Origin of the sequence: Rhodanobacter sp. C03 (assembly GCF_002001175.1) — a bacterium.
Taxonomy (GTDB): domain Bacteria; phylum Pseudomonadota; class Gammaproteobacteria; order Xanthomonadales; family Rhodanobacteraceae; genus Rhodanobacter.
The window spans coordinates 43,739-68,809 of sequence record NZ_MUNT01000013.1; the positions used below are offsets into that span (position 1 = coordinate 43,739).

The 25,071-nt window shown below is 64.1% G+C and carries 21 protein-coding genes; 14 read left to right on the plus strand and 7 right to left on the minus strand.

Annotated elements, in window-relative coordinates:
- Positions 1-43 precede the first annotated feature (43 nt).
- Positions 44-1,519, minus strand: a complete 1,476-nt coding sequence (locus tag B0E48_RS16575; RefSeq protein ID WP_077519270.1) for an AAA family ATPase — start codon at positions 1,517-1,519, stop codon at positions 44-46.
- A 100-nt stretch (positions 1,520-1,619) separates the two neighbouring features.
- Here B0E48_RS16575 and B0E48_RS16580 point away from each other — a divergent pair, with 100 nt between their 5' ends.
- The 8 genes from B0E48_RS16580 to B0E48_RS16615 all read left to right on the plus strand — a co-directional run bounded on the left by B0E48_RS16580 (position 1,620) and on the right by B0E48_RS16615 (position 6,591).
- Positions 1,620-2,708: a PQQ-dependent sugar dehydrogenase gene (locus B0E48_RS16580; protein WP_077519271.1), complete on the plus strand. Its 1,089-nt coding sequence runs from the start codon at positions 1,620-1,622 to the stop codon at positions 2,706-2,708.
- Between the two features lie 162 nt (positions 2,709-2,870).
- Complete coding sequence (locus B0E48_RS16585) at positions 2,871-3,164, plus strand: GIY-YIG nuclease family protein (RefSeq protein WP_077519272.1); 294 nt, start codon at positions 2,871-2,873, stop codon at positions 3,162-3,164.
- An 80-nt stretch (positions 3,165-3,244) separates the two neighbouring features.
- Positions 3,245-3,868, plus strand: coding sequence for a YbhB/YbcL family Raf kinase inhibitor-like protein (locus tag B0E48_RS16590; protein WP_077519273.1), 624 nt, complete (start codon positions 3,245-3,247; stop codon positions 3,866-3,868).
- A 127-nt stretch (positions 3,869-3,995) separates the two neighbouring features.
- Positions 3,996-4,151 (plus strand): DUF1328 domain-containing protein, encoded by a 156-nt coding sequence (locus B0E48_RS16595; protein ID WP_077440832.1) that lies wholly within the window; start codon positions 3,996-3,998, stop codon positions 4,149-4,151.
- A 55-nt stretch (positions 4,152-4,206) separates the two neighbouring features.
- Complete coding sequence (locus tag B0E48_RS16600; protein ID WP_077519274.1) at positions 4,207-4,569, plus strand: DUF883 family protein; 363 nt, start codon at positions 4,207-4,209, stop codon at positions 4,567-4,569.
- A gap of 23 nt (positions 4,570-4,592) precedes the next feature.
- Entirely contained in the window at positions 4,593-5,072 is a 480-nt protein-coding gene (locus tag B0E48_RS16605) for a hypothetical protein (protein ID WP_077519275.1), read from the plus strand.
- Positions 5,069-5,416 carry a hypothetical protein gene (locus B0E48_RS16610; RefSeq protein ID WP_077519276.1) on the plus strand — a complete coding sequence of 116 codons (348 nt, stop codon included), beginning with the start codon at positions 5,069-5,071 and terminating at the stop codon, positions 5,414-5,416. The genes B0E48_RS16605 and B0E48_RS16610 overlap by 4 nt, the downstream gene beginning before the upstream one ends.
- 95 nt (positions 5,417-5,511) lie before the next feature.
- Positions 5,512-6,591: an AI-2E family transporter gene (locus B0E48_RS16615; protein WP_254424006.1), complete on the plus strand. Its 1,080-nt coding sequence runs from the start codon at positions 5,512-5,514 to the stop codon at positions 6,589-6,591.
- 29 nt (positions 6,592-6,620) lie between these two features.
- Here the strand turns inward: B0E48_RS16615 and B0E48_RS16620 are convergent, their stop codons facing one another.
- The 5 genes from B0E48_RS16620 to B0E48_RS16635 all read right to left on the minus strand — a co-directional run bounded on the left by B0E48_RS16620 (position 6,621) and on the right by B0E48_RS16635 (position 13,610).
- Positions 6,621-7,343: an SDR family oxidoreductase gene (locus B0E48_RS16620; RefSeq protein ID WP_254424004.1), complete on the minus strand. Its 723-nt coding sequence runs from the start codon at positions 7,341-7,343 to the stop codon at positions 6,621-6,623.
- An 8-nt stretch (positions 7,344-7,351) separates the two neighbouring features.
- Positions 7,352-8,800, minus strand: a complete 1,449-nt coding sequence (locus tag B0E48_RS16625) for an efflux transporter outer membrane subunit (RefSeq protein ID WP_077519279.1) — start codon at positions 8,798-8,800, stop codon at positions 7,352-7,354.
- Between the two features lie 185 nt (positions 8,801-8,985).
- A complete protein-coding gene (locus tag B0E48_RS17840) occupies positions 8,986-9,153 on the minus strand; it encodes a hypothetical protein (RefSeq protein WP_168170398.1) in 168 nt (55 codons plus the stop codon).
- A gap of 1 nt (position 9,154) precedes the next feature.
- Positions 9,155-12,346 carry an efflux RND transporter permease subunit gene (locus B0E48_RS16630; protein ID WP_077519280.1) on the minus strand — a complete coding sequence of 1,064 codons (3,192 nt, stop codon included), beginning with the start codon at positions 12,344-12,346 and terminating at the stop codon, positions 9,155-9,157.
- A 10-nt stretch (positions 12,347-12,356) separates the two neighbouring features.
- Complete coding sequence (locus B0E48_RS16635) at positions 12,357-13,610, minus strand: efflux RND transporter periplasmic adaptor subunit (protein WP_139350329.1); 1,254 nt, start codon at positions 13,608-13,610, stop codon at positions 12,357-12,359.
- Positions 13,611-13,754: 144 nt separating this feature from the next.
- On the opposite strand from B0E48_RS16635, the gene B0E48_RS16640 reads away from it, so the two are divergent.
- Complete coding sequence (locus B0E48_RS16640; protein ID WP_077519282.1) at positions 13,755-14,720, plus strand: LysR family transcriptional regulator; 966 nt, start codon at positions 13,755-13,757, stop codon at positions 14,718-14,720.
- A 23-nt stretch (positions 14,721-14,743) separates the two neighbouring features.
- Here B0E48_RS16640 and B0E48_RS16645 read toward each other — a convergent pair whose 3' ends face one another.
- Entirely contained in the window at positions 14,744-15,541 is a 798-nt protein-coding gene (locus tag B0E48_RS16645) for an undecaprenyl-diphosphate phosphatase (RefSeq protein WP_077519283.1), read from the minus strand.
- 332 nt (positions 15,542-15,873) lie between these two features.
- On the opposite strand from B0E48_RS16645, the gene B0E48_RS16650 reads away from it, so the two are divergent.
- From B0E48_RS16650 to ntrC, 5 genes are all read left to right on the plus strand, one after another.
- A complete protein-coding gene (locus tag B0E48_RS16650; RefSeq protein WP_077519284.1) occupies positions 15,874-17,910 on the plus strand; it encodes a tetratricopeptide repeat-containing sulfotransferase family protein in 2,037 nt (678 codons plus the stop codon).
- 128 nt (positions 17,911-18,038) lie between these two features.
- A complete protein-coding gene (locus B0E48_RS16655; RefSeq protein ID WP_254424005.1) occupies positions 18,039-20,504 on the plus strand; it encodes a TonB-dependent receptor in 2,466 nt (821 codons plus the stop codon).
- A 309-nt stretch (positions 20,505-20,813) separates the two neighbouring features.
- Positions 20,814-22,223, plus strand: a complete 1,410-nt coding sequence (gene glnA, locus B0E48_RS16660) for a type I glutamate--ammonia ligase (RefSeq protein WP_077519286.1) — start codon at positions 20,814-20,816, stop codon at positions 22,221-22,223.
- A gap of 339 nt (positions 22,224-22,562) precedes the next feature.
- Positions 22,563-23,567: an ATP-binding protein gene (locus B0E48_RS16665; RefSeq protein WP_077519287.1), complete on the plus strand. Its 1,005-nt coding sequence runs from the start codon at positions 22,563-22,565 to the stop codon at positions 23,565-23,567.
- A gap of 60 nt (positions 23,568-23,627) precedes the next feature.
- The gene (gene ntrC / locus B0E48_RS16670) at positions 23,628-25,010 is read left to right on the plus strand and encodes a nitrogen regulation protein NR(I) (protein WP_077519288.1); all 1,383 of its coding nucleotides are present in this window, start codon (positions 23,628-23,630) and stop codon (positions 25,008-25,010) included.
- The last annotated feature ends 61 nt before the right edge of the window (positions 25,011-25,071 follow it).

The following is a 25,071-nucleotide window of genomic DNA, read 5'->3' on the forward strand; positions in this document are numbered from 1 at the left end:
GGTCAGAGCCGCGTCGATGTTGTGCAGCACGGCTTGAGGTCACTCAATCCGCTGCCACGCACCGTCCTTCTGCCCACGTCCGCAACGTCTCGACCTGCTCACGCATCAGCACCGACAAAGGCCGCGTCTGCTTCAACGCATTGAGCAGGGTCGCCTGATCCGGTGGCGTGCCGTTGCCAGCGGCGTCGTAGAGTGAACTTACGATGGTCTGTTCGATTTCGGCGCCGGAGAAACCGTCGCTGGCGCCGGCGAGCGCAGACAGGTCGAAGCTGGCGGGGTCGAGTTTGCGGCGGGTGAGGTGCATTGCGAAGATCTCGCTGCGCACGGATGCCTGCGGCAGGTCGACGAAGAAGATCTCGTCGAAGCGGCCCTTGCGCAGCAGCTCAGCGGGCAGCTCGTTGACCGCGTTCGCGGTGGCGACCACGAATACCTTGGCCTTGCGTTCGGCCATCCAGGTCAGCAGGTAGCCGAGTACGCGGCGCGACACGCCACCGTCATCGCCGCCGCCGGCGAGGCCCTTCTCGATCTCGTCGATCCACAGCACGCACGGCGCCAGCAGCTCGGTGCTGCTCAGCGCGTCGCGCAGGTTCTTCTCGGTCTCGCCCTGGTACTTGTTGTACAGCATGCCGAAGTCCAGCCGCACCAGCGGCACGCCGAAGCCGCCGGCGATCGCCTTCGCGGCGAGGCTCTTGCCGCAACCCTGCACGCCGAGCAACAACACACCCTTGGGCGGATCGAGCGTCGGCGCGGCGGATGGATCGAGGAATACGGCGCGCCGGCGCTGCACCCATTCGCGCACGCGGCTGACCCCGGCGATATCGGCGAAGCTGGCGGTGGCGTATTCGTAGTGCAGCAGGCCGGAGCGGTTGAGCAGGTCGAACTTCGACTGCATCAGTTCGGGCAGGTCCTGCGGGCCGAGCGCGCCATCGTTGTAGATCAGCTTGCGCACGATGCGTCGCGCATCCGGTGCGGACAGGCCGAGCAGGTTGCGCACGATGGTGCGCGCCGCGTCGTTGTCCACTTCGATCTTGCGACCCTGCTCGCGCTGCCAGGCCACCGCTTCGCCGCGCATGATGCCGGCCAGCTCCTTGATGTCGGGCAGCGACAGCGGTACGCGCAGGGCCAGCGCTTCGAGCTCTTCCGGCAGCTCGACCTTGGCGCCGACCAGCACGATGGTGTGCGCGGCGGAACGCTGCCGCTGCACGATCTCGCGCATCTGGCGCAGGCTCATCGCGTAGCGCAGCAAGCCATGGAAATCGAACATCAGGTAGATGCCGCGCTCGCCCTGCATGCGGATCGCGTCCAGCGTGGCGGTAGCATCCGGCGCGATCTCGCCCTCGAGCTGGGCGAAGTCGAGCCGGCTCAAGCCGTCGGTCAGCGTCCAGCGCCACAGCGGATGCAGCGCCTGCGCGATCACATGGCGGAAGCATTCGATCACGCGTTGCTCGTCCACCGTCTCGATCACCAGCAGTGGCGTGGCGGCGCGCACCAGCGTGGTGAGGTCGTCCAACTCGCTCATATCGTCCCCTTGTGAAGGACACCACGTTAGCAGAGCGGTATTGCTTCTGGCTTCACGCGCCCGGGTATACGCTGGGCGTTCCACTTCGAGGAGTGCCGTCATGCGTCTGCTGCTGTCGTTGTTGCTGACCCTGTTGTCGCTACCGGTGCTTGCCGTGCCGCAACTGGACAAGCTGACCCTGCCGCAGGGTTTCCATATCGCGGTGTATTCGGACCAGGTGCCGAATGCGCGCGAGATCACGCTGGGCGCGAAAGGCACCGTGTTCGTGGGTTCCAACAGCGCCGGCAAGGTGTACGCGCTGACCGACACGAAAGGCGACGGTGTGGCCGACAAGGTGCGCGTGATCGCCAGTGGCTTGCAGCTGCCGGTCGGTGTGGCATTCAAGAACGGTGACTTGTATGTGTCCGCGGTCAGCCGGATTTATGTGTTGCGCGATATCGAGAACCATCTGGACGATCCGCCCAAGCCCATGGTGGTCACCGACAAGTTTCCCACCGAGACGCACCACGGCTGGAAGTTCATCGCATTTGGTCCGGACGGTAAGCTCTACGTGCCGATCGGCGCGCCATGCAACATCTGCGATCCGGGTCCGGATCACGGCAAGCTGACCCGCATGAACGCGGACGGCTCCGGTATCGAGGACGTGGCCCGCGGCATTCGCAACACGGTCGGTTTCGACTGGCAGCCAGGGACGAAGCATTTGTGGTTCACCGACAACGGCCGCGACGAAATGGGCGACGACATGCCCAGCGACGAGTTGAACGAGATCACCCGCAGCGGCGAACACTTCGGTTATCCGTATTGCCATCAGGGCGACACGCTCGATCCCGAATTCGGCAAGGGCAAGAGCTGCAAGGATTACGTGCCGCCGGTGCTGAAACTCGGCGCACACGTGGCCTCGCTCGGCATGCGCTTCTACGAGGGCAAACAGTTCCCGGCCAGCTACAAGGGCGCGATCATCGTGGCCGAACACGGCTCGTGGAACCGCAGCAAGAAATCCGGTTACCGGGTGATGACGGTGCGGTTGAACGGCAGCAAGGTGCTGTCGTACGAGCCGCTGATCACCGGCTTCGAGCAGAACGAAAGCGCGTGGGGCCGCCCGGCCGACGTGCAGCCGCTGCCGGATGGCAGTGTGCTGGTGAGTGATGATCTGGCGGGAGCGGTGTATCGGGTGACGTACAAGCCTTGAGTCCGACCATGTCATTCCTGCATTGCCGTGAAGTGCGATTCCGGCCTTCGCCGGAATGACGAGCTAAAAGGCGAAAGTCCGCAATATCCTGGTTACCAATCTCTCACATATTCGTCATTTCGGCGAAGGCCGGAATCGCACTTCAACATTGGAGAAAACGCCATGGATCGGCGACAACCCTGTGTCTACATGTTGGCGAGCAGGAAGAATGGCGTCCTCTATATTGGCGTCACCAGCGATCTCGTCAAACGCATCTGGCAGCACAAGAACGATGTAGTGGAGGGCTATACCAACCGATACGGCGTGCATACGCTGGTCTGGTACGAGCTTCACCCGACGATGGAGTCCGCGATCCTGTGCGAGAAGACGCTCAAGGGTTGGAAGCGGGCTTGGAAGATGCGGTTGATTGAGAGTGAGAATCCTGAGTGGTGTGATCTGTATCCAACTATTCTGTAGCTGAGTGGTCTGTGACGCTGTTGAAGTGCGATTCCTGCCTTCGCAGGAATGACGAGATTTGAAGTTAGACGGAGATATTCATGCAACTACGCAGCGACAATTTTGAGAATAACCAGCCGATCCCCGCCGAGTACGCGTTCGGCAAGCGCGCGAATCCGTTCGCGCTGTCGGACAACCTGAGCCCGCACTTGGCTTGGAAGAATGCGCCATCGGTCACTCGCTCATTCGTACTCACCTGCATCGATACCGACGTGCCTAGCCGTGGGGATGACGTGAACAAAGAAGGTCGCACAGTGCCGGCGGACTTGCCGCGGGTGGAGTTCGTGCACTGGCTGATGGCGAATATCCCGGCCGAGTACGCCGAGCTGGGTGCGGGTTCATGCAGTGACGGGATCACCCTGGGCGGCAAGCGCGATCCGATCGGGCCGCCGGGCAGTGTGCAGGGCGTGAATGACTACACCGGCTGGTTCTCCGGCGACGCGGACATGGGCGGCGAATATCTCGGTTACGACGGTCCGTGCCCGCCGTGGAACGATGCCTTGCTGCATCACTATCACTTCAAGATCAGTGCACTCGACGTAGCCACGTTGCCGCTGGCGGAAGGTTTCACGGCGGCGCAACTGCGAGCGGCGATGGCTGGCCATGTGCTGGCCGAGGCCGAACTGATCGGCACCTACAGCCTCAATCCGGCGGTAGCGGGCTGAGCCAAACGTCGGCGCCGCGTGCACGGCGGCGCCGTTTCCCTTCACACCCGCATGGCACGGGCTATGGGTGAATGGCAGCACGTGGCCTCGCTGGCCGCCGCTGGCTTTCATTCAAGAGGACACCACCATGCTTCATTACGCCCTGGTTTTTCTGGTCATAGCTATCATCGCCGCGGTATTGGGTTTTGGCGGTATCGCGGGTGCCGCGGCCGGCATTGCGAAGATCCTGTTCATCATTTTTCTGATTCTGGCGGTCATCGCGTTCTTCCGTCGCGCCAGTTGAATGGCCGTCCGTTGCAACACGTTTGCGCCACACTGAAGTCTTTCCGGAGCATGCAATGAACAAGCAGGTACAAACCCCCGAGTCGCTCACCGGCAATCGCATTGACGAGAGTGCCGAGCGCGTCAAGCAGGCCACTTCAAATGTCGTGACCAGTACCAAGGACGCGGTGGATCGCGCTGCCGATCATGTCGAGGAAGGCCTGCATCACGCCACCGACAAGGCCGCGAATGCCGCCAACCGCGCCACCGACAAGGCGGCCGAAATCAGCGAGCGTGGCCGCGAGGTCTATGACGAGACGATGGATCGCGCCGATGCATGGCTGGAGCAGGCACGCGAATACGTGCGCGAGAAGCCGGTGCAGTCGGTCGCCATCGCACTTGGCGCGGGCTGGCTGCTTGGCCGTATCCTGCGGCGTTGATCCATACGACGCGGGGGCAGGGAATGCATAACGAGGGTGAATCACCCCGCGAAGCGGCGGCGCCGGATCCGGCGCCGTCGTCGTCTGGGTTGTTGACCGAGATCGGCCAGCTCGGTCGCGCGGTCAAGCGCCTGTTCGGTGCGCAGCTGCATCTGCTGGCGGCGGAACTGGGGCTGGCGCGCAGCGCGGTGTCGTGGATGCTGCTGGCCGGTCTGGCCGCCACGGTGGCCGGTGTCGGTTTCGGGCTGACCGTGCTGGGCCTGCTCGGCGTCGTGCTGGCAGCGTGGTTCGGCTCATGGATCTGGGCGTTACTGGTGCTGGCGGTGTTGCAGGTGCTGTTCCTGCTGGGTTCGATCATGCTGTTCCGTCGCTGCATGCACTGGATGAGCCTGCCCGCCACGCGCAACGAATGGAGTGCGATGATGCGTGACACCCTGCAGAAGGCCGAGAGCGGGATCAAGAGCGCGGCCGCGCAGGATGACGGGAAGGAGGATCGGCCATGAACGTCTTCGATCAACTGGCCAAGGTGCGCGTGGCGCAGCTGCGCATGAGTGCGGCGCGAGAGGACTTGAGCACGCCGGCTGCGGCGTTGCTGACCCGTGGCCATCAATATCCGTTGACCACGGTGGGTGTGGCGGCCGGTGCCGGCTTCGCGCTGGGCAGTCTCAACGTGCATCCGTTGCGCGTGCCGGGGCTGGGCTCGCTGCTCGGCGGCGGGCTGGCCGAGATGGTTACGCATGGCACGCGCCTGCTGGCCGAACTGGGCATGGCGGGATTCGCTGCGTCCGAGCGCCGCGCGGATAACGATAACAATGAAGCGAATGTGGATGGCGGCGAACCGTCATGAGCGAGCCCGAACAACTGCCGTCTCCGCTGGATGAGCCTGCCAACGAAGATGCGGTGTTGCCGAAACAGCTGACGCCGGGCTCTCCACCGTTAAAGATGATGCGCGGGTTGCAGACGGCGCGCGGCATGCGTCGCCATCTGCGCGCGATCCGTGGGTTGTTGAACATGCTGCTGTTCTTCGCGTTGATGTACACCATCACGCTGACCAAGGCGCTGCTGATTCCGCTGGTGCTGGCCGCCTTCCTCGGGCTGGCGCTGAATCCGCTGGTCGCTGCCGGGACACGCATCCATCTGCCGCGCTGGCTGACCGCGAGCGTGCTGATGATCGGCCTGATCGTCGGCATCGGCAGCGGCGTGAGCATGCTGGCGCAACCGGCCATCGGCTGGTTCCATGGTGCACCGCAGGCGCTCAAGAGTTTCGTACCGAAACTGAAGCACCTCACCCAGCCGCTGGAGGCGGCAAACCGCGCCACCCAGACCCTGGTCAGCGGCAACACCAGCACCATCCACACCGCGGCCACGCCATCCCCACCGATGACGATCAGTGCCTGGGACGTGGTCTCCACCACGCCCAAGGTGCTGGCCGCGGTACTCAGCGTGGTGCTGCTGGTGTTCTTCTTCCTGGTCTATGGCGACACCATGCTGCGCCGGCTGGTGGAGATCACCCCGAGCTTTGGCTACAAGCGGCATGCGGTGGTGATCGTGCGCGGCATCCAGACCGAGGTCTCGCGCTACCTGCTGACCGCGCTGCTGATCAATGCGGGGCTCGGTGCAGTTACCGCGGGCATGCTGTGGCTGTACAAGGTGCCGGATCCATTGCTGTGGGGCGCGGTGGCGATGTTCGCCAACTTCATTCCCTACGTCGGTGCGATCGTCACCACCTCGGTGCTGGCGGTGGTGTGCATGCTCTACGCGAACGAGATGAGCCTGCATGTATTCCTGCCGGTGCTGACCTTCGCCGGCATCACCGCGCTGGAAGGCAACCTGATCACGCCGATGATCCAGGGCCACAGCATGCGCCTCAGTCCGATCGCGATCCTGCTATGGCTGCTGGTATGGGGTTGGCTATGGGGCATTCCTGGTGCGCTGCTGGCGGTGCCGATGCTGACCTGCACCAAGCTCATTGCCGAACGTGTGCGCAGCTGGCACTGGTTCGCGGTGATCGTGCAGCGCTGATTCATTGCGGCCGATTCATTTCAAACCGTTCACCAGGGAATGATTTCGCCGTCGCGGAAGAAGCGTCCGGTCGGCGCCGGCACGGGCAGGCTGGCCGCCCATACGATGCCGGCGGCGCCGCGCTCCACCGGCCGTCCACCGGGGCCGCCGAGTTCGGTGGCAACCCAGCCCGGACACACCGCGTTGACTGCGATGCCGCTCCCTTCAAGTTCTGACGCCAGCGTGCGCGTATACGCATTGAGTGCGGCTTTGGAGGTGCGGTAGGCCACGCAATTGCTGCCATCGGATGCGGTGGCGCAGCCGCTGGAGATATTCACGATGCGGCCGTAGCCGTGCTTGCGCATCAGCGGCAGCGTCGCGCTGGACAGGCGCCAGGCGCCGAACAGGTTCGTGTCCAGCGCATCGCGTGCCGAGGCGAGGTCGGGCGTGCTTGCTTCGGCATCGTGGTCGTAGTGACCGCCGGCATTGTTGACCAGCACGTCGAGCCGGCCGTAGGTGACCTCGATCCAGCGCGCGAGGGCATCGACTTCGTCCTGATGGGTGACGTCGAGCTGCACGGCGATCACCTCACCCGCTGCACCGGCCAGTTTGCGCGCCGCGTGCAGCCCCTTGTCGAGGTCGCGTGCGCCCAGCAACACGGTCATGCCGCGCTCGCTGAGCTGGCGTGCCACCTCGAAACCGATGCCGCGATTGGCGCCGCTGACCAGCGCCACGCGATAGACCGGTGTCGCCACCGGCGTGCGTTTGGCCATCCGACTGTTCATGGCGCGACGCTGGGGTCAGCCTTGGCGACAGCGCTGCAATGTTCGTCACCGCAAGCCTGCCAGCCGCCACCGAGTGCCTTGTACAACGCCACGGCGCGGGTGTTGATCGATGCTTCGGCCTGGGCCAGATCGTCCTCGGCGGACAGCTGGGTACGTTCGGCGTCGAGCAGTTCGAGGAAGCTGGTGGCGCCTTCCTGGTAACGCACCTGCGCCAGCTCCGCGGCACGCCTGCTCTGCGTGCTCTGTTCGATCAGGCGATCGACGCGCACGCGCTGCTGGTTGAAGCCGGTGACTGCGTTGTCGATATCCTCGATCGCCAGCAACACGGTCTGCTGGTAGTTCGCCTGTGCCGCATCGGCGCGTGCTTCGCTGGCATGCAGGTTGGCACGCACGCGCTGCACGTTCAGACCCGGCCAGCTGATGCTCGGCGCCAGCGACCATGCGCGTGTCGACGGACTACCGAAATCGTTGCTGCGTCCGGCCAGGAAACCGAGGAAGCCACCCAGCGTGATGTGCGGAAAGAAATCCGCTTTGGCCACGCCGATGCGCGCGGTGGCGGCGGCGTATTCGCGTTCGGCGATGTGTACATCAGGTCGGCGCGCCAGCACGTCGCCGGCGTCGCCGATCGGCAGGTTGATCGCGATCGGCGTGAAGCTCTTCGTGGAGACGTCGATGTCGAGTTCACCCGGTCGCTCGCCCAGCAACACGGCAAGCCGAAATTCGTTGGCGCTGACCTGCGTTTGCAGCACAGGTAGCTGCGCCTGCACCGCGCTCAGCCGCGCCTTGGCGCTGGCCACGTCCTGCTCGGAACCGGAGCCGAGTTGATTGCGCACTTCGGTGAGGTGCACGGTCTGCTGCTGGTTGTCGATGTCGCGCTGGGCGATGTCCAGCCGCAATTGGCTGCCGCGCAACTCGAAATAGTTGCGCGCGACTTCAGCCAGCAGGCTGACCTGGGCATCGTGCAGGGCCGCCTCGCTGGCGCCGAGATCGGCATGCGAGGCTTCGACCGACCGACGCACACCGCCGAACAGATCCAGTTCCCACGACGCATCGAAACCGGCCTGATAGGTGGTGACGGTGGTGCGTTGACTGGTGAACCCAGGCTGCTGGCCGCGACTGCGTGTGTAGTTCAGATCGGTGTCCACGGTGGGCAACTGATCGGACTTGGCACTGCTCAGCAGCGCACGCGATTCATGCAGTCGCGCCACCGCCATGCGCAGGTCCAGGTTGTTCGCGGCGGCACGCTGGATCAATGCATCCAGCGTGGGGTCGTTGAACTGCTTCCACCACGCGGCCTGGAACTGTGCATTGCTTTCCTGCGTGGCATCGAGGCCCTGCAGCTGCGGCGCAGCGGGTTTCACTTCGTGATAGTTCGGGCCCACGCTGGCACAGCCGGCGAGAGCCAGGGCCGCGGCGAGTAGCGACGCGCGAAAAACTGCCGTCATCCCGGCGAAGGCCGGGATCGCACTTGCTCGCTCATCGGGGTGCGCGGAGAAGCGATGACTCGCTACGCTCGCCCCTCCGGGGCCAGCCTTCGGCTGTTCAACGCTCGCATGGCTCGCTTTTGTCCGGCCTTCGCCGGAATGACGAGCGGAGGATGCCCGCACGGTGTTGTGCATGAAAAATTTCATCAATGGTTCTCCGACCCGATAGCGTGTGCGCGTGACTCGCGGCGCTCCGCCAGGGCGTGAATGACGACGTAGACCAACGGCGTGTAGATCAGTCCGGACAGGGTCACGCCGAGCATGTTCGAGGCCACGGCGATACCGACGGCAGCGATCCTGAGCAACGGTTTCATCTCAATGGTTCTCCAGCGCCGGCTGGGCGTGTGCGGCGGCGCGCTCGCGCGCCCATGCCTCGCGACGCTCGACCAGGGCACGAATGAGCACATAGAACAGCGGCGTGTAGATCAGCCCGAAGATGGTTACGCCGAGCATGCCGGAGAACACCGCCACGCCCATCGCATGCCGCATCTCGGCGCCGGCACCGTGCGAGGTGACCAGTGGCACTACACCCATGATGAAGGCGAACGAGGTCATCAGGATCGGGCGCAGGCGCAGCTTTGCCGCTTCCAGCACCGCTTCATGACGGCTCATGCCTTCGTGCTGACGTTCGCGGGCAAACTCGACAATCAGGATCGCGTTCTTGCACGCCAGTCCGACCAGCACGATCAAGCCGATCTGGGTGAAGATGTTGTTGTCGCCACCGGAGAGCCACACGCCGGCAATCGCGGACAGCAGCACCATCGGCACGATCAGGATCACCGCCAACGGCAGCGACCAGCTTTCGTACAGCGACGACAGCACCAGGAACACCAGCAGCACGCACAGCGGGAACACCAAGATCGCGGTGTTGCCGGCGAGGATCTGCTGGTAGGTCAGTTCGGTCCATTCGAAGCTGATGCCGTCCGGCAGGTTCTCCTTCGCCAGTTTTTCCATCGCCGCCTGTGCCTGGCCGGAACTGAAACCGGGCGCGGGGCCGCCATTGATCTCGGCGGTGGGATAACCGTTGTAATGCTGCACGCGATCTGGACCGGCACCCTGCTGCACGGTGACGAACGAACCCAGCGGCACCATCTGGCCCTGTGCGTTGCGCGTCTTCAGTTGCAGGATGTCCTGCGCCGAATGGCGGAACGCGGGGTCTGCCGATACATTGACCTGATAAGTGCGGCCGAAACGGTTGAAGTCATTGACGTAGAGCGAGCCCATATAGGCCTGCATGGTTTGGTACACGTCGGCCAGGTTCACGCCTTCGGCCTTGGCCTTCTCGCGATCCACGTCGGCGTCCACCTGCGGCACGCTGACCTGGAAGCTGGAGAACAGCCCGGCCAGTGCCGGCACTTTCTGGCTGGCCGCGATCAGGCCCTGGGTCTGCTTGTACAGCTCGTCGAAACCACGGTCGCTGCGATCCTCGATCTGCAGGCGGAAACCGCCGATCGTGCCCAGCCCCATCACCGGCGGTGGCGGGAACACCGCGATATAGGCGTCCTGGATCGCCGCGAATTTCTGGTTCAGTGCACCGGCAATCGCACCGGCCGACAGCTCCGCGCTGCGGCGTTCCTCGAACGGTTTCAGCGTGACGAACACGATGCCCGAGTTGGTGCTGTTGGTGAAGCCATTGATCGACAGGCCGGGGAAGGACACGGCGTGCTCCACGCCCGGCTGCTTCAGTGCGATCTCGTCCATGCGCCGGATCACATCCTCGGAGCGGTCAAGCGAAGCCGCGTCGGGCAGTTGCGCGAACGCCACCAGGTACTGCTTGTCCTGCGCCGGCACGAAGCCGGTCGGCACATGCGAGAAGCCGAGCCAGGTCAGGCCGATCAGGCCGGCATATAGCACCAGCGCGATCGAGCCCTTGCCGAGGATGCGCTTCACGCCGCCGACATAACGGTCGGAGCCACGATGGAACATGCGGTTGAACGGGCGGAACAGCCAGCCGAACGCGCGATCGATCCAGCGCGTCAGACGATCCTTCGGCGCGTCGTGGCTCTTCAGCAGCACGGCAGCCAGCGCCGGACTCAGGGTCAGCGAGTTGAACGCCGAGATCACCGTGGAGATCGCGATGGTCAACGCGAACTGGCGATAGAACTGACCGGTCAGGCCGCTGACGAAGGCGGTCGGGATAAACACCGCGCACAACACCAGCGCGGTGGCCACGATCGGGCCGGTGACCTCGTGCATTGCCTTGCGCGTGGCCTCCTTCGGTGACTGCCCGAGTTCGATATGCCGCTCGACGTTTTCCACCACCACGATCGCGTCATCGACCACGATGCCGATCGCCAGCACTAGTCCGAACAGCGACAGCGCGTTGAGCGAGAAGCCGGCCAGGTACATCACCGCGAATGTGCCGATCAGCGACACCGGCACCGCCACCAGCGGAATGATCGAGGCGCGCCAGGTCTGCAGGAACAGGATCACCACCAGCACCACCAGCAGGATCGCTTCGATCAGCGTATGCGCCACCGCTTCGATCGAGCCACGGACGAAGACCGTGGGGTCGTACACGATGCTGTAGTCGACGCCCTGCGGGAAATCCTTCTTCAACTGCGCCATGGTGGCGCGCACTTCGTTGGAGATCTGGATCGCATTGGAACCGGGCCGCGCGAAGATCGGCAGCGCCACCGCCGGCTTGTTGTCGAGCAGGCTGCGCAGCGCGTAGTTGTTCGAACCCAGGTCGACGCGGGCGACGTCACTCAGATGGGTGACACCGCCATCGGCATTGGTGCGCACGATGATGTTGCGGAAATCCTCTTCGCTGACCAGTCGGCCACGCGTGTTGATGTTGAGCTGGAACGCCGAGTTGCTCGGTCCCGGCGGTGCGTTCAAGGCACCGGCCGCGACCTGCACGTTCTGCTCTTGGATCGCGTTGATCACGTCGCCGGTGGTGAGTCCGCGCGAAGCCAGCTTCTGCGGATCCAGCCACACGCGCATCGAGTATTCACCGGCGCCGAAGATCTGCACGTCGCCGACGCCGTCGAGCCGGCCCAGTACATCCTTCACGTGCAGCCGCGCGTAGTTCGACAGGTACAGCATGTCGTAGCGCTGATCCGGCGAGGTGAGATGCACCACCATGGTCAGATCGGGCGAACTCTTCTGGGTGGTCACGCCGAGCCGCTGCACTTCCTCCGGCAGCTTGGGCAAGGCCTGCGCCACGCGGTTCTGCACGTCGACCTGGGCGGTCTGCAGATCGGTGCCCAGGGCGAAGGTCACGGTCAGCGTGAGCGCGCCGTCGCTGGTTGCCTGCGAGGAGGTGTACAGCATGCCTTCCGCGCCGTTGATCTGTTCTTCCAGCGGCGTGGCGACGGTCTCGGCGATCACCTTGGGATTGGCGCCGGGGTAGCTGGCATGCACCACCACGGTGGGCGGCACGACTTCGGGGTATTCGCTGATCGGCAGCTGGAACACCGCGATGCTGCCGGTAATCACGAACAGCAGCGACAGCACGGCGGCCATGATCGGCCGGTCGACGAAAAACTGGGCAATGTTTTTCATGGTGTGGGAATCAGTCCTGCGCGCGCTTGCCGGTGGCCGTGGTGGCCAGCGCGGTAGGCGCGTCATTGTTCAAAGTGGGCGTGGCCGGGTTGGCATCGACGAAGGCCTTGTCGCTGTCGTCGAGGCGGTATTGCATCGCCACCTTCTGCGGGTTGACCTCGGCGCCGGGGCGCACGTGCTGCAGGCCGTTGACGATCACCACATCGCTGGCGTCGAGCCCGCTGTCGACGATCCGCAGGCCGTGGAACAACGCGCCGGTGCTGACCTTGCGGTATTCCACCTTGCGCTCCTTGTCGACCACATAGACGAACTGGTTGCCCAGGTCGGTGCCGATCGCACGGTCATCCACCAGCAGGCGCGGACGCGCCTGGCCGCTCTGCAGCTGCACACGCGCATACAGGCCGGGCGTGTACAGGCCATCGCGGTTGTCGAACACCGCGCGCAGACGCATCGTGCCGGAGTCGGTATGCAGCTGGTTGTCGACGAAGTCGAGGCGGCCGTCATGCGGATACCCGGATTCGTCGGCCAGACCCATCGTCGCCTCGATCCGCGCATCGCGGCCGGCCTGCGCCGCGCTTGCACGCAGATGGTCGAGCTTGAGCCAGGTCTGTTCGTCCACGTCGAAGTAGACGTAGACCGGATTCACCGTGACCACGCTGGTCAGCACGTCGCTGCTGGTGACCAGGTTGCCGGGGGTGATGCGGATATTGCTGACGCGGCCGTCGATCGGCGAACGCACCTGGGTGAAATCCAGATTCAACCGCGCGGCGGCCAGTGCGGCGGTGCTGGCTTCCAGCTGTGCGCGTGCGCTCTGTTCGGCGGTGTCCTCGCTGTCGGCTTCCTGCTGTGCCACGGCGTGCTGGGCCAGCAGCATCGCGGCGCGGTGCTGATTGGTTTCGGCCAGGCTCAAGGCGGCCTTGGCTTGGGCCTGATTGGCGCTGAGCCGGTCGACCTCGGCTTGGTACGGGCGAGGATCGAGCTGGAACAGCACGTCACCCTTGTGCACCAGGGCACCTTCCTGGAAATGCACGGAGTCCACGAAGCCGCCGACCCGCGGTTGCACCTGCACCGTATTGACCGCTTGCAGGCGGCCGGTGAATTCGGCGCTGTCGCTAACCTCGCGGGTCAAGGCCTGCGCCACCGTCACTTCAGGGGGCGGGCCGCCGGGCGCGCTCTGGGCCTGGCTGCTGTTGCCATGCAGAAGAATCCAGCTGCCCAGTACACCGGCGGCAACCAGCGGTGCCAGCATCCATTGTTTTTTCATTGTTGCGCTCCCAGAACCTTGTAGGCCGGGCGCATATCCCCGGCGAAGGGTCGAGAGAATAGGTGTACTTTCCGGTATAGAAAACCCGTTCCTTGCGCATTACACTCGTGATCCACAATCACGAATCGGTCAGGAATCCAGGCAATGGAAGACTTTTCCGCAATTTCGACCTTCGTCCGGGTGGTGGAGGCCAAGAGCTTCGCCGCCGCCGCCAACCAGCTGGGTATGACGCCGTCCGGGGTCAGCCGGGCGGTGGCGCGACTGGAGGCCCAGCTCGGCGCACGGCTGCTGTTCCGTTCGACACGATCGCTTCGATTGACCGACGATGGGGCCGCGTTCCATGCACGTTGCAAGGAGATACTCGCCGATCTGGCCGAGGCGACCGAGGCACTCAACTATTCGAACCGCAAACCCACCGGCAAGCTGCGCGTGGGTATTTCGCTGTCGGTCGGCCGTGCCGCGGTGATTCCCCGGTTGGCCGAATTCGAGCAGCGTTACCCGGACATCCGTCTGGAGCTGTCGATGAGCGATCTGCCGATGGATCTCAACGGCGAAGGCCTCGATTGCGCGATCCGCGTTGGCCAGCTGGAAGATTCGAGCCTGATCGCGCGCAAGATCGGTTACCTGCGCAACGTGGTGTGCGCCTCACCCGACTACCTGCGCAAGCACGGTGCGCCGCGCAGCATCGATGATCTGAAGGACCACCGCTGCATCAACTATGTCTACCCGAACGGTCGTCCGCGGCAATGGCAGTTCGATACGCCGAGCGGCCCGCTCGCCGTGGACATCGACGCGCACATGCTGATCAATGATGGTGAGTCGGTGATCCAAGCGGTGGTGGCGGGTCTCGGCATCACCCAGATACCGCGCATGCTGGCTGCCTGCATGCTGGAGAAGGGCATGCTCGAACTGGTGATGACCGATACCGCCTCGACCGGCAAGCCGGTGTGGATTGTCTATCCGCAGAAGAAGCACCTGTCGGCCCGCGTGCAGGCCTTCATCGAATGGGTGCGCGAGCTTTTCGACCGCACCAACGAGCCGGCCTATCCGAAGCATCCGGCAGCAGTTGAGGCACCGATGGTGGCCACGGCGGAGAGCGTGGCCGCCTGAGAGCGGCCCGCGTCGAGTGGGCCTCAGCCGCCCGCCGGCACCAGGGCGAGCAGGGCCACGCCGAGCACGATGCGATAAATCGCGAACCAGGTGAAGCGGTGCGTGCGGATGTAGCCGAGCAGCCACTTCACCGCAATGAAGCCGACGATCAGCGAGACCACGAAGCCGACGATCAGCGCGCTCCAGTCTTCGTGCACCACGCCGCCGTTCTTCATCACTTTCAGCAGCTCGTAGCCGGTCGCGGCATACATCGTGGGGATGCCGACCAGGAAGGCGAACTCGGTGGCCGCGGCGCGGTTGCTGGTGCCGGCCAGCATCGCCGTGAAGATCGTCGCGCCCGAGCGCGAGGTGCCGGGAAACACGCCCGCCACCATCTGCGCGAGGCCGACCAGGATCGCCACCCGCCAGGTCACCTGGGTGCGATCCACCTGTTTCGCGGCCAGTGCTTCGGCACCGAGCATCCAGAAGCCGCCGATCACCAGCGCCCATGCGATCGGCGTCACCGTCTCCGGCAGTTTGAAGCCGTAGTGGGTCACCACCAGGCCGAGTACCGCGGTGATCATGAAGGCCACGAACAGCTTGAGCAGATAATCGCGGTTGGCCGGATCGCGCCATTGCGTGAACAGCTGCCAGATCCGCGACCAATAGATAAACGTGACCGCCAGAATCGCGCCGGCCTGGATCCCGACGTTGAACAGGTCCGAGCGCTCACCCAGCCCGAACTTCTCGGCGATCAGCAGGTGACCGGTGCTGGAGATCGGCAGGAACTCGGTGACGCCCTCGATGATGCCGAGCAGGATGACGTGGATCAGGTCGGTCACGAGACAGTCCCAGATGGAGTGGAAGCGCGCCGACAGACTCTGGCGTGCCGGCAGGAAGCGGCATAGCTTACGGGTTTTGCAGGCGCGAAAGATGACCGGTCCGGATCGTGGGCGATGGATTCGATCGACCGCTTGTTGGGCCGGTAACGATCGCGCTCAGGTCGTGGCGAACCTATTTTGTCGGCACCTACTATCTGCTTGTTGCATTCAGCTGTAGATTGCCGAATGACCTGTGAGGAGTTGCCGTCGTCCATGCAACGCGCCATGCCTCTGCCGCGCCGCCTGAGAGCCGACCCACACCGGCAGGCCGCATCGTCACAGCGAGGTGAGCAGTGACGGAGGCGTCTGCCACCGGCACGCTGGAACAGGCGCTGGCCCACGCCGCGCGCTTGCTGGATACGGATCCGGCGCTTGCCGTCGAGCAGCTCACCGAGATACTGACCGTGGCCGAGGGCCACCCGGCCGCGCTGCGACTGCTGGCAACGGCACGGTCACTGCAGGGCGATACGCAAGCGGCGCTCGACATCCTCGTGCCCTTGGCACGGACCCAGACGAACTGGGCGATGGTCCATCTCGACCTCGGCGTGGCCCTGGGACGCGCCGGCCGCGGGCAGGAAGCGATCGATGCGTTGCGTCGGGCGGTGACGCTGAAGCCCAACCTGCCGCAAGCCTGGCGTTTGCTGGGCGACCATCTCATGGCGGCCGGCGAGCAGGAGGCGGCCGACGCGGCGTACGCCAGCCACGTGCGTCATTCCACCCATGATCCGCGCCTGCTGGAGGTCGCCATCGCGTTGGCCGAGAACCGTATCCCCGCGGCCGAGGCCTCGTTGCGCGAGCACCTGAAGCAGGCGCCGACCGACGTAGCCGCGATTCGCATGTTTGCCGAGGTCGCCGCTAGGCTGGGCCGCAACGAGGATGCACTGAACCTGCTCGCGCGCTGCCTGGAGCTGGCGCCCAGCTTCGATGCCGCACGCCAGAACTACGCTCTGGTCCTGCATCGCAGCAACCAGCCGGAACAGGCACTGGTCGAGATCGAGCGTTTGCTGGCGGCAGAACCCGGTCATCCCGGATGCCGCAATCTGAAGGCGGCGGTGCTGTGCCGGATCGGCGACTACGAGCCGGCCATCCGCATTTATGCCGACCTGCTGGAACATTACCCGCGCAATGCGAAAGTGTGGGTGAGTTACGGCCATGCGCTGAAAACTGCCGGGCACAGCGACCGCGCTATCGCTGCTTATCGTCGCAGTCTGGAGCTCGAACCGTCCTTCGGCGAAGTCTGGTGGAGCCTGGCCAATCTGAAGACCTACCGCTTCAGCGCCGATGACCTGGCCACGATGCGTCGGCAACTGGCGCATGCGGATCTCGCCGAGACGGCTCTCTCAGAGGATGATCGCCTGCACCTGGAGTTTGCCGTTGGCAAGGCACTGGAAGATGCCGGCGAGTACGAGCCGTCCTTCCGCCATTACGCACAGGGCAATGCGATCCGTCGCGCGCAACTGCACTACAGCGCCGACGACACCAGCGCGCGGGTGCAGCACATCCGCGAGCACTACACGCGCAACTTCTTTACCGCGCGTGCGGGGGGTGGCAGTCCGGCGCGCGATCCGATCTTCATCGTCGGCCTGCCGCGGGCCGGCTCCACCCTGATCGAGCAGATCCTGTCCAGCCACAGCCAGGTCGAAGGCACGATGGAGCTGCCCGAGGTCACCTCGATCACGCGCCTGTTGCGCACGCAAGCCGATACCGACAGCGCGATGCCGTACCACGAAGCGCTGGCCGCGCTTGATGCCAATGCCCTGCGCGCGCTCGGCGAGCGTTACCTCGCGCACACGAGGATCCAGCGCAAGACCGCTGCGCCGCTGTTCATCGACAAGATGCCGAACAACTTCATGCACATCGGCCTGATCCAGCTGATGCTGCCGAACGCGAAGATCATCGATGCGCGCCGGCATCCGCTGGCCTGTGGTTTCTCGGTCTTCAAGCAGCACTTCGCACGCGGGCAGAACTTCAGCTACGGCCTTGAGGATATCGGGCATTACTACCGCGACTACGTCGCGCTGATGGCGCATTTCGATACCGTGTTGCCCGGGCGCGTCCACCGCGTCGTGTATGAGCGCATGGTCGAGGACACCGAGAGAGAAGTGCGCCGCCTGCTCGAGTATTGCGGCCTGCCGTTCGAGGAATCGTGCCTGCGCTTCTTCCAGAATCCGCGGCCGGTGCGCACCGCCAGTTCGGAGCAGGTACGCCAGCCGATCTACCGGGAGGGGGTGGATCACTGGCGGCATTACGCACCATGGTTGGCGCCTTTGGAGTTGGCATTGGGGCCGGTACTGGAGAGTTATCCCGAGGTGCCGGAGTTGGAGGAGTAACAAATTCCGCTGGATGGTCGTGGACTTTAAGAGGGGAGCTTATGCACGCGAACAGATCCAAACAAAGCACGAGAACGCCACGAGTGCGGCTAAACCGGTTGCCGCTGACTGCGGCGATCTGTCTGGCCATGGCGGCGCCTGCCTTCGCGCAGGACACCGCGCCGCCCGCGTCGTCGACCACGACACCGGCCGCAAAGCCGAAAAGCACGACGCTGGGCGTGGTGACGGTGACCGCGCAGAAGCGCACCGAGGATCTGCAGAAGGTGCCGATCAGCATCAACGTGCTGGCGGCGGATCAGCTTGAGGCGCTGCAGGTGCAGAACTTCACCGATTACGTGAAGTACCTGCCCAGCGTCACCTTCCAGCAGGGCGGCGGCGGCATCGCCACCGGTCCCGGCTTCGCCACGATCTACATGCGCGGCGTGGCCAGCGGCGGCAACACCAACCATTCCGGGTCGCAGCCGAGCGTGGGCGTGTATCTCGACGACCAGCCGGTGACCACGATCCAGGGTCCGCTCGACATTCACATGTACGACATTGCCCGCATCGAAGTGCTGGCCGGCCCGCAGGGCACCTTGTATGGCGCCAGCGCCGAAGCCGGCGCCTTGCGCATCATCACCAACAAGCCCGATCCGAGTGCTTTTGCGGCGAATTACACCGTTGGCATCGACCAGGTCGATCACGGTGGCATCGGCGACACCTTCGAGGGCATGCTCAATCTGCCGATCAGCAGCAACGCTGCCGTCCGGCTCGTCGGCTGGCACGAACATGATGCCGGCTACATCGACAACGTGGCCGGCACGCGCACGTTCCCGGTTTCCGGCATCACCGTCAGCAACGAACCTGGCTGCGTACCAAGCGACAACAATTCACCCAGCTCGAGCCTCCAGTGCATCGGGCACGCCAAAAACGACTACAACGACGTCAACACCAACGGTGCGCGCGCAGCGCTGAAGGTCGATCTCAACGACGACTGGTCGATCAGCCCGACCTTGATGGGGCAGCAGACGATTTCGCATGGCAGCTTCGCCAGCGATCCCGCCATCGGCAGCCTGGACGTGACTCACTTCTACCCCGAGCGCGTCGATGACCGCTGGTGGCAGGGTGCGCTGACCGTGCAAGGCAAGATCGGCAACTTCGACCTGACCTACGCCTATGCTCATCTCAAGCGTAATCAGGAAGAGCAGACCGACTACAACGACTACTCGTTCTGGTACGACACCCTGCTCCAGTACGGCGCCTATATCCACGACAACAGCGGCGCCCTGATCAATCCGTCCGAGTTCATCACCGACCGCGACCACTACACCAACAGCAGCCACGAACTGCGCATTGCTTCGCCCAGCGACGATCGCCTGCGCCTGGTCGCCGGCGCGTTCTGGCAGAAACAGAAGCACGACATCATGCAGGACTACCAGATCAACGGCTTGGCTGACTCGCTGTCCGTGCCGGGCTGGCCGAACACCATCTGGCTGACCAAGCAGATGCGCTACGACCATGACGAGTCCGTATTCGGCGAACTCTCCTTCGACTTCATTCCCGACGTGCTCACCGCGACGGTAGGTGATCGTTATTTCCGCACCCGCAACAATCTGTACGGCTACTACGGCTTCAGTTCGGGCTTTTCGCCAGACTCGAGTTATGGCCAGGCCGGCTGCGTCTCGCCTGATCCGTTCGAGGGCGCCCCGTGCATGGACTTCAACAAGCAGGTGAAGGAAAGCGGCTCGCTCAGCAAATTCAATCTGACCTGGAATATCTCGCCTTCGAAGATGATTTATCTCACCCGCTCCGAGGGCTTCCGTCCGGGTGGCGTCAACCGCGCTGGCGATATTCCGCCCTATCAGGCGGATTTCCTGACCAACCTCGAGCTCGGCTGGAAAACCACCTGGCTCGACAACCGGCTGTCATTCAACGGCGCGGTGTTCCGCGAAACCTGGAATCACTTCCAGTTCAACGTCCTGGGCCCGAATGGTCTGACCATCATCGAGAACGCCAATTCGGCTCGCATCGACGGGCTGGAGTCGCAGCTGAACTGGCAGGCCAGCTACAACCTGACTCTCACGGCGGGTGTCGCTTTTTACGACGCCAAGCTGACTGCGCCGTATTGCGGTTTCACCGATCCCAACGGCAACCCGTCCACGAATTGTCCCGTGGGTACGATCAACCCATCCACGGGTCTGGACGGGCCACAGGCCGCCACCGGAACGCGATTGCCGATAACACCCCGATTCAAGGGCAACCTCATCGCGCGTTATGCCTTCAACCTGGGCGGCGATGACGCCTACGTCCAGGGGGCGCTGGTGCACGTGGGGGAGCGTACGACCGACCTGCGAGCAGTTGAGAACAACCTGCTGGGCAATCTGCCTTCCTACAATTCCATGGACATTTCCGCAGGCATCCAGAAAAACAGCTGGTCGGTGAGTGTCTACATCGACAACCTGTTCGACACGCGCGCGGCGCAGTACAAGTTCACAGAGTGCGGCGTGACGATTTGCGGAGCTCACAATATGGTGCCGCAATACCCCGATGGGCAGGTCTATACCGGCTTCAGCCAGCCGCGCACGATTGGCATCCGCTTCAAGCAGGACTTCTAGGCGGTCGGCTACCTGTCGCGCGGGATGAGAAGCCTCGGTGTGAGTCGGGGCTTTTCATTGGGATCGGACCCTGACACCGCATGCGACTGACCGGGCAGACGTCGAAACCGGCGGCATGGAGCTGGACCCGAAGCACTGCGCTTGGCGCACCATAACGGTGCAAAATCTGTCATCGCTTCGTGTTGCGTTGGTGCTAGCCTAGGCGTTCGCCATACCCGCTTACCCCGCCCACGCTTGTGCCACAACGGTTTCGCGTCATGGCACGAGGATTGCTCTAAAGCGATATCCCTTTCCCTCTGAGGTTTCGCCATGTCTGCCCAAAAAGTGCTCGATCTGATCGTGGAACACGAGGTCGAGTTCGTCGACTTCCGCTTCGCCGACATGCTCGGCGTGCATCACCACGTCAGCTTCCCGGCCCACGCGATCGACGAGTCGACCTTCGAGGACGGCAAGATGTTCGACGGTTCCTCGATCACCGGCTGGAAGGGCATCAACGAATCGGACATGGTGCTGCTGCCGGATCCGGACACCGCCCACCTCGATCCCTTCAGCTCGCATGTGCAGCTGATCCTGCATTGCGATGTGCTGGAGCCGTCGACCATGCAGGCCTACGGCCGTGACCCGCGCTCGATCGCCAAGCGCGGCGAGGCATTCCTGAAATCCACCGGCATCGCCGACACCGCGTTCTTCGGTCCGGAGCCCGAGTTCTTCATCTTCGACTCGGTGCGCTGGCAGAACGATCCGGGCCGTGTGTTCTACGAGATCGGTTCCGAGGAAGCAGCGTGGTCGTCGCGCTACAAGTACGAAGGCAACAACTCCGGCCACCGTCCGGGCGTGAAGGGCGGCTACTTCCCGGTCAGCCCGGTCGACTCGCTGGGCGACCTGCGCGCCGACATGTGCAAGGTGCTCGAATCGCTCGGCCAGGTGGTCGAAGTGCACCACCACGAAGTGGCGAACGCGGGCCAGTGCGAGATCGGCGTGCGTTTCAACACGCTGGTGAAGAAGGCCGACGAGCTGATGACGATGAAGTACGTCATCAAGAACGTGGCGCACCAGAACGGCAAGACCGTCACCTTCATGCCGAAGCCGCTGGTCGGCGACAACGGCAGCGGCATGCACGTGCACCAGTCGCTGGCGAAGAACGGCGAGAACCTGTTCGCCGGCGATCTCTACGGTGGCCTGTCGCAGACCGCGCTGTGGTACATCGGCGGCATCTTCAAGCACGCCCGTGCGATCAACGCGTTCGCCAACTCCACCACCAACAGCTACAAGCGCCTGGTGCCAGGCTTCGAGGCGCCGGTGATGCTGGCCTATTCGGCGCGTAATCGTTCCGCAAGCTGCCGCATCCCGTACGTGGCCAGCCCGAAGGGTCGTCGCATCGAGGTGCGCTTCCCGGATCCGATGAACTCCGGCTACCTGGTGTTCACCGCGCTGATGATGGCCGGCCTCGACGGCATCTTGAACAAGATCGATCCGGGCGCGCCGGCCGACAAGGATTTGTACGACCTGCCGCCGGAAGAAGAGAAGAACATCCCGCAGGTCTGCTCCAGCCTCGACGCCGCGCTGGAAGCGCTGGACAAGGACCGCGACTTCCTCAAGGCCGGGGGCGTGTTCACCGACGACTTCATCGATGCCTACATCGAAGTGAAGATGAAGGAAGTCACCAGGTACCGCGCCAGCACCCATCCGCTGGAATTCCAGATGTATTACTCGCTCTGAGTCTCCAGGTTACCGCCTTGGGTAACTCCAAAGCCCTGCTGTGGCCTGATTTTCAAGCCTCATACCAGCAGGGCTTTTCTATGCGCGTTTGCTGCCGCCCTGACCTTTCGAGGCGGAATTCCGGCACCCGACCGCAGAAGAGGTCCGGTTACACTTCATTAACGAACCATCAAGTACATTAAATACATGTCGTGAGACACCGTTCCCACCGCATGGCGTGGTTCCCCTCCGTGCCATGCAATTAGATGGATCCCCCAACCCGCAGACTCCCCTCTGCGGGTTTTTTTATACCGAACTGCAGCATTTGCACCATTCCGAGTCATTGCCCATCATGGTGCAATGAACGAGGCCGACTGGCGTACATGTGCGGAGCAGATGGTGACCGGGCTGGCCCGGGTCGACGCGGAGCTGCGCCTGCAGTGGATCAATCCGGCCTTGGCCGAGTGGTTGGAGCTGGGGCCGCGCAGTGCGATCGGGCAATCGCTGGGGCTGTGGTTGGATGAGGCCGCACTGGCCCAAGCCTCACGTGCACTGGCCGAGCAGCGGCCGCTGCAGTGGCGTGGCATGTTGCTGGTCGCGGCCAGCGGTCGCGAAATCATGGCGGACATCGCACTGCAGCCATTCGACGATGGCCTGCTGCTGGAAGTGCATGCGCTGGCGACACCGTTGACGACCAGCTCGCCGTTGTCGGCAACCCTGCGCGGCTTTGCGCATGAGGTGAAGAACCCGCTGGCTGGCCTGCGCGGTGCGGCGCAACTGTTGCAGCGACGGGTTGGCGATGCGGACTTGCAGGCACTCGCCGGGCTGATCATCGACGAGGCGGATCGGCTCGGCACCTTGGCGAACCGCCTGCTGCATCACGATGGCGCGGCGCAGCTTGGTCCGGTGAATATCCATCAGCTGCTGGAACGGCTCACCGACTTGCTGCAGGCCGAACCGTCGCCGCCGCAACTGCGCCACGACTACGACCCCAGCGTGCCGGATCTGCACGGCGATGCGGGTCGTCTGCAGCAAGTACTGCTCAACCTCGCACGCAATGCGCTGGAAGCCGGTGCACACACGCTCACGCTGCGCACGCGGGTCGAACACGGCCTGCGCCTGGGCGAGCGAACCTTGCGCATGGCGTTGCGGGTGGACGTGATCGATGACGGTCCCGGTGTGCCCACGCAGCTGCGCGACACGCTGTTCCAGCCGCTGGTATCCGGTCGCGCCGATGGCACCGGTCTCGGGCTGGCGCTTTCGCGCGAGATCGCGCATGAACATGGCGGCGAGCTGCGCTGCACGAGCCGGCCCGGCGAAACGGTGTTCTCGTTGTATCTGCCGCTGGAGAGAGCGCATGACTGATCGAGCCGTTGGCTGTGCGGAAGCCGCTCCTACAAAAAGAAGACTCCGCAGGAGTGGCTCATGACTGAAGAAATCTGGATCGTCGACGACGATCGCGGCGTGCGCTTCGTGCTGGCCGAGGCCCTGCGCGATGCCGGTCTCGCGGTGTGCGAGTTCGGCGAGGTGGCCAGCGCGCGTGCAGCTTTGCAACAAGCACGTCCTGCGCTGCTGCTCACCGACGTGCGCATGCCCGGTGAGGATGGTTTGAGCCTGCTGAGCGAATTGCAGGCGCGGGGCATCGGTCCGGTGATCGTGATGAGTGCGTATACCGATGTCGCCACCACCGCCGCGGCGTATCGCGCCGGCGCGGTGGATTATCTGGCCAAGCCATTCGATCTCGATCAGGCGGTGGCCGCGGTACAGCGCGCACTCGCCAGCGTGGCCACGCCGGCGGTTGTTGCCGGCAACGTTATCGCACCGAATCATGCACTGCTCGGCGAGAGCGCGCCGATGCGCGAGGTATTTCGCCTGATCGGTCGTGTGGCAGCGAGCGACCTCAACGTGCTGATCACCGGCGAGACCGGTACCGGCAAGGAACTGGTGGCGCGCGCGTTGCACGAGGAAAGCGCACGGCGCGGCAAGCCGTTCGTCGCGTTGAACACGGCGGCGATTCCGTCCGAACTGCTGGAGAGCGAACTGTTCGGCCATGAAGCCGGCGCGTTCACCGGCGCCACGCGTCGCCACGCCGGCCGCTTCGAGCAGGCCGAAGGCGGCACCTTGTTTCTCGACGAGATCGGCGACATGCCGCTGGCGCTGCAGACGCGACTGCTGCGTGTGCTCGCCGGCGGCGAGTTCTACCGCGTCGGTGGCCGCGAGCTGATCCGCGGCAACGTGCGTATCGTCGCCGCTACCCATCAGGATCTGGCCACCCGCGTGGCCGCCGGCCAGTTCCGCGCCGACCTGATGCACCGGCTCGACGTGGTCCGCATCGAGCTGCCGGCACTGCGCACTCGGCGCAGCGACATTCCGCTGCTTGCACAGCACTTCCTTGCTGCCACCGCGCAGGAGCTGAAGCTGCCGCCGAAGCGTTTCTCGCGCGCAGCGTTGAAACTGATTGCGCAGCGCGACTATCCAGGCAACGTGCGCGAACTGGAAAACCTGTGCCGTCGTCTCACGGTGATCGCGCCGGGCGCGGAGATCCTGCCCGCCGACTTGGGCGCCACCGTTGCGGGTACTTCAGGCAGCGGTGAATGGACCGATGCCTTGCGTGAATGGGCGGTCGATGCGCTGGCCAAGGGCGATGCGGATATCCATGCGCGTGCCCGCGAGGCACTCGACCAGACCCTGCTGCAGGCGGCGCTGCTGGCCAGCGACGGCCATCGCCAGAACGCGGCGCAGGCACTCGGCGTGGGACGCAACACGCTGACCCGCAAGCTGGGTGCCTCGCGCACGCGACGCCGCTAGCTTTGCCCCTTCTCCGCCGCGGAGAGAGCCAAAGTAATGGGAGCGTACTCGCGGTGATCTC

Coding starts and splice junctions, on each gene's coding strand:
- B0E48_RS16625 (WP_077519279.1), bottom strand. CDS start 8,800: ATGACGGCAGTTTTTCGCGCGTCGCTACTCGCCGCGGCCCTGGCTCTC.
- B0E48_RS16665 (WP_077519287.1), top strand. CDS start 22,563: ATGAACGAGGCCGACTGGCGTACATGTGCGGAGCAGATGGTGACCGGG.
- B0E48_RS16580 (WP_077519271.1), top strand. CDS start 1,620: ATGCGTCTGCTGCTGTCGTTGTTGCTGACCCTGTTGTCGCTACCGGTG.
- B0E48_RS16610 (WP_077519276.1), top strand. CDS start 5,069: ATGAACGTCTTCGATCAACTGGCCAAGGTGCGCGTGGCGCAGCTGCGC.
- B0E48_RS16585 (WP_077519272.1), top strand. CDS start 2,871: ATGGATCGGCGACAACCCTGTGTCTACATGTTGGCGAGCAGGAAGAAT.
- B0E48_RS16620 (WP_254424004.1), bottom strand. CDS start 7,343: ATGGCCAAACGCACGCCGGTGGCGACACCGGTCTATCGCGTGGCGCTG.
- B0E48_RS17840 (WP_168170398.1), bottom strand. CDS start 9,153: ATGAAACCGTTGCTCAGGATCGCTGCCGTCGGTATCGCCGTGGCCTCG.
- B0E48_RS16600 (WP_077519274.1), top strand. CDS start 4,207: ATGAACAAGCAGGTACAAACCCCCGAGTCGCTCACCGGCAATCGCATT.
- B0E48_RS16575 (WP_077519270.1), bottom strand. CDS start 1,519: ATGAGCGAGTTGGACGACCTCACCACGCTGGTGCGCGCCGCCACGCCA.
- B0E48_RS16605 (WP_077519275.1), top strand. CDS start 4,593: ATGCATAACGAGGGTGAATCACCCCGCGAAGCGGCGGCGCCGGATCCG.
- B0E48_RS16635 (WP_139350329.1), bottom strand. CDS start 13,610: ATGAAAAAACAATGGATGCTGGCACCGCTGGTTGCCGCCGGTGTACTG.
- B0E48_RS16655 (WP_254424005.1), top strand. CDS start 18,039: ATGGCGGCGCCTGCCTTCGCGCAGGACACCGCGCCGCCCGCGTCGTCG.
- glnA (WP_077519286.1), top strand. CDS start 20,814: ATGTCTGCCCAAAAAGTGCTCGATCTGATCGTGGAACACGAGGTCGAG.
- B0E48_RS16595 (WP_077440832.1), top strand. CDS start 3,996: ATGCTTCATTACGCCCTGGTTTTTCTGGTCATAGCTATCATCGCCGCG.
- B0E48_RS16615 (WP_254424006.1), top strand. CDS start 5,512: ATGATGCGCGGGTTGCAGACGGCGCGCGGCATGCGTCGCCATCTGCGC.
- B0E48_RS16630 (WP_077519280.1), bottom strand. CDS start 12,346: ATGAAAAACATTGCCCAGTTTTTCGTCGACCGGCCGATCATGGCCGCC.
- B0E48_RS16640 (WP_077519282.1), top strand. CDS start 13,755: ATGGAAGACTTTTCCGCAATTTCGACCTTCGTCCGGGTGGTGGAGGCC.
- B0E48_RS16590 (WP_077519273.1), top strand. CDS start 3,245: ATGCAACTACGCAGCGACAATTTTGAGAATAACCAGCCGATCCCCGCC.
- ntrC (WP_077519288.1), top strand. CDS start 23,628: ATGACTGAAGAAATCTGGATCGTCGACGACGATCGCGGCGTGCGCTTC.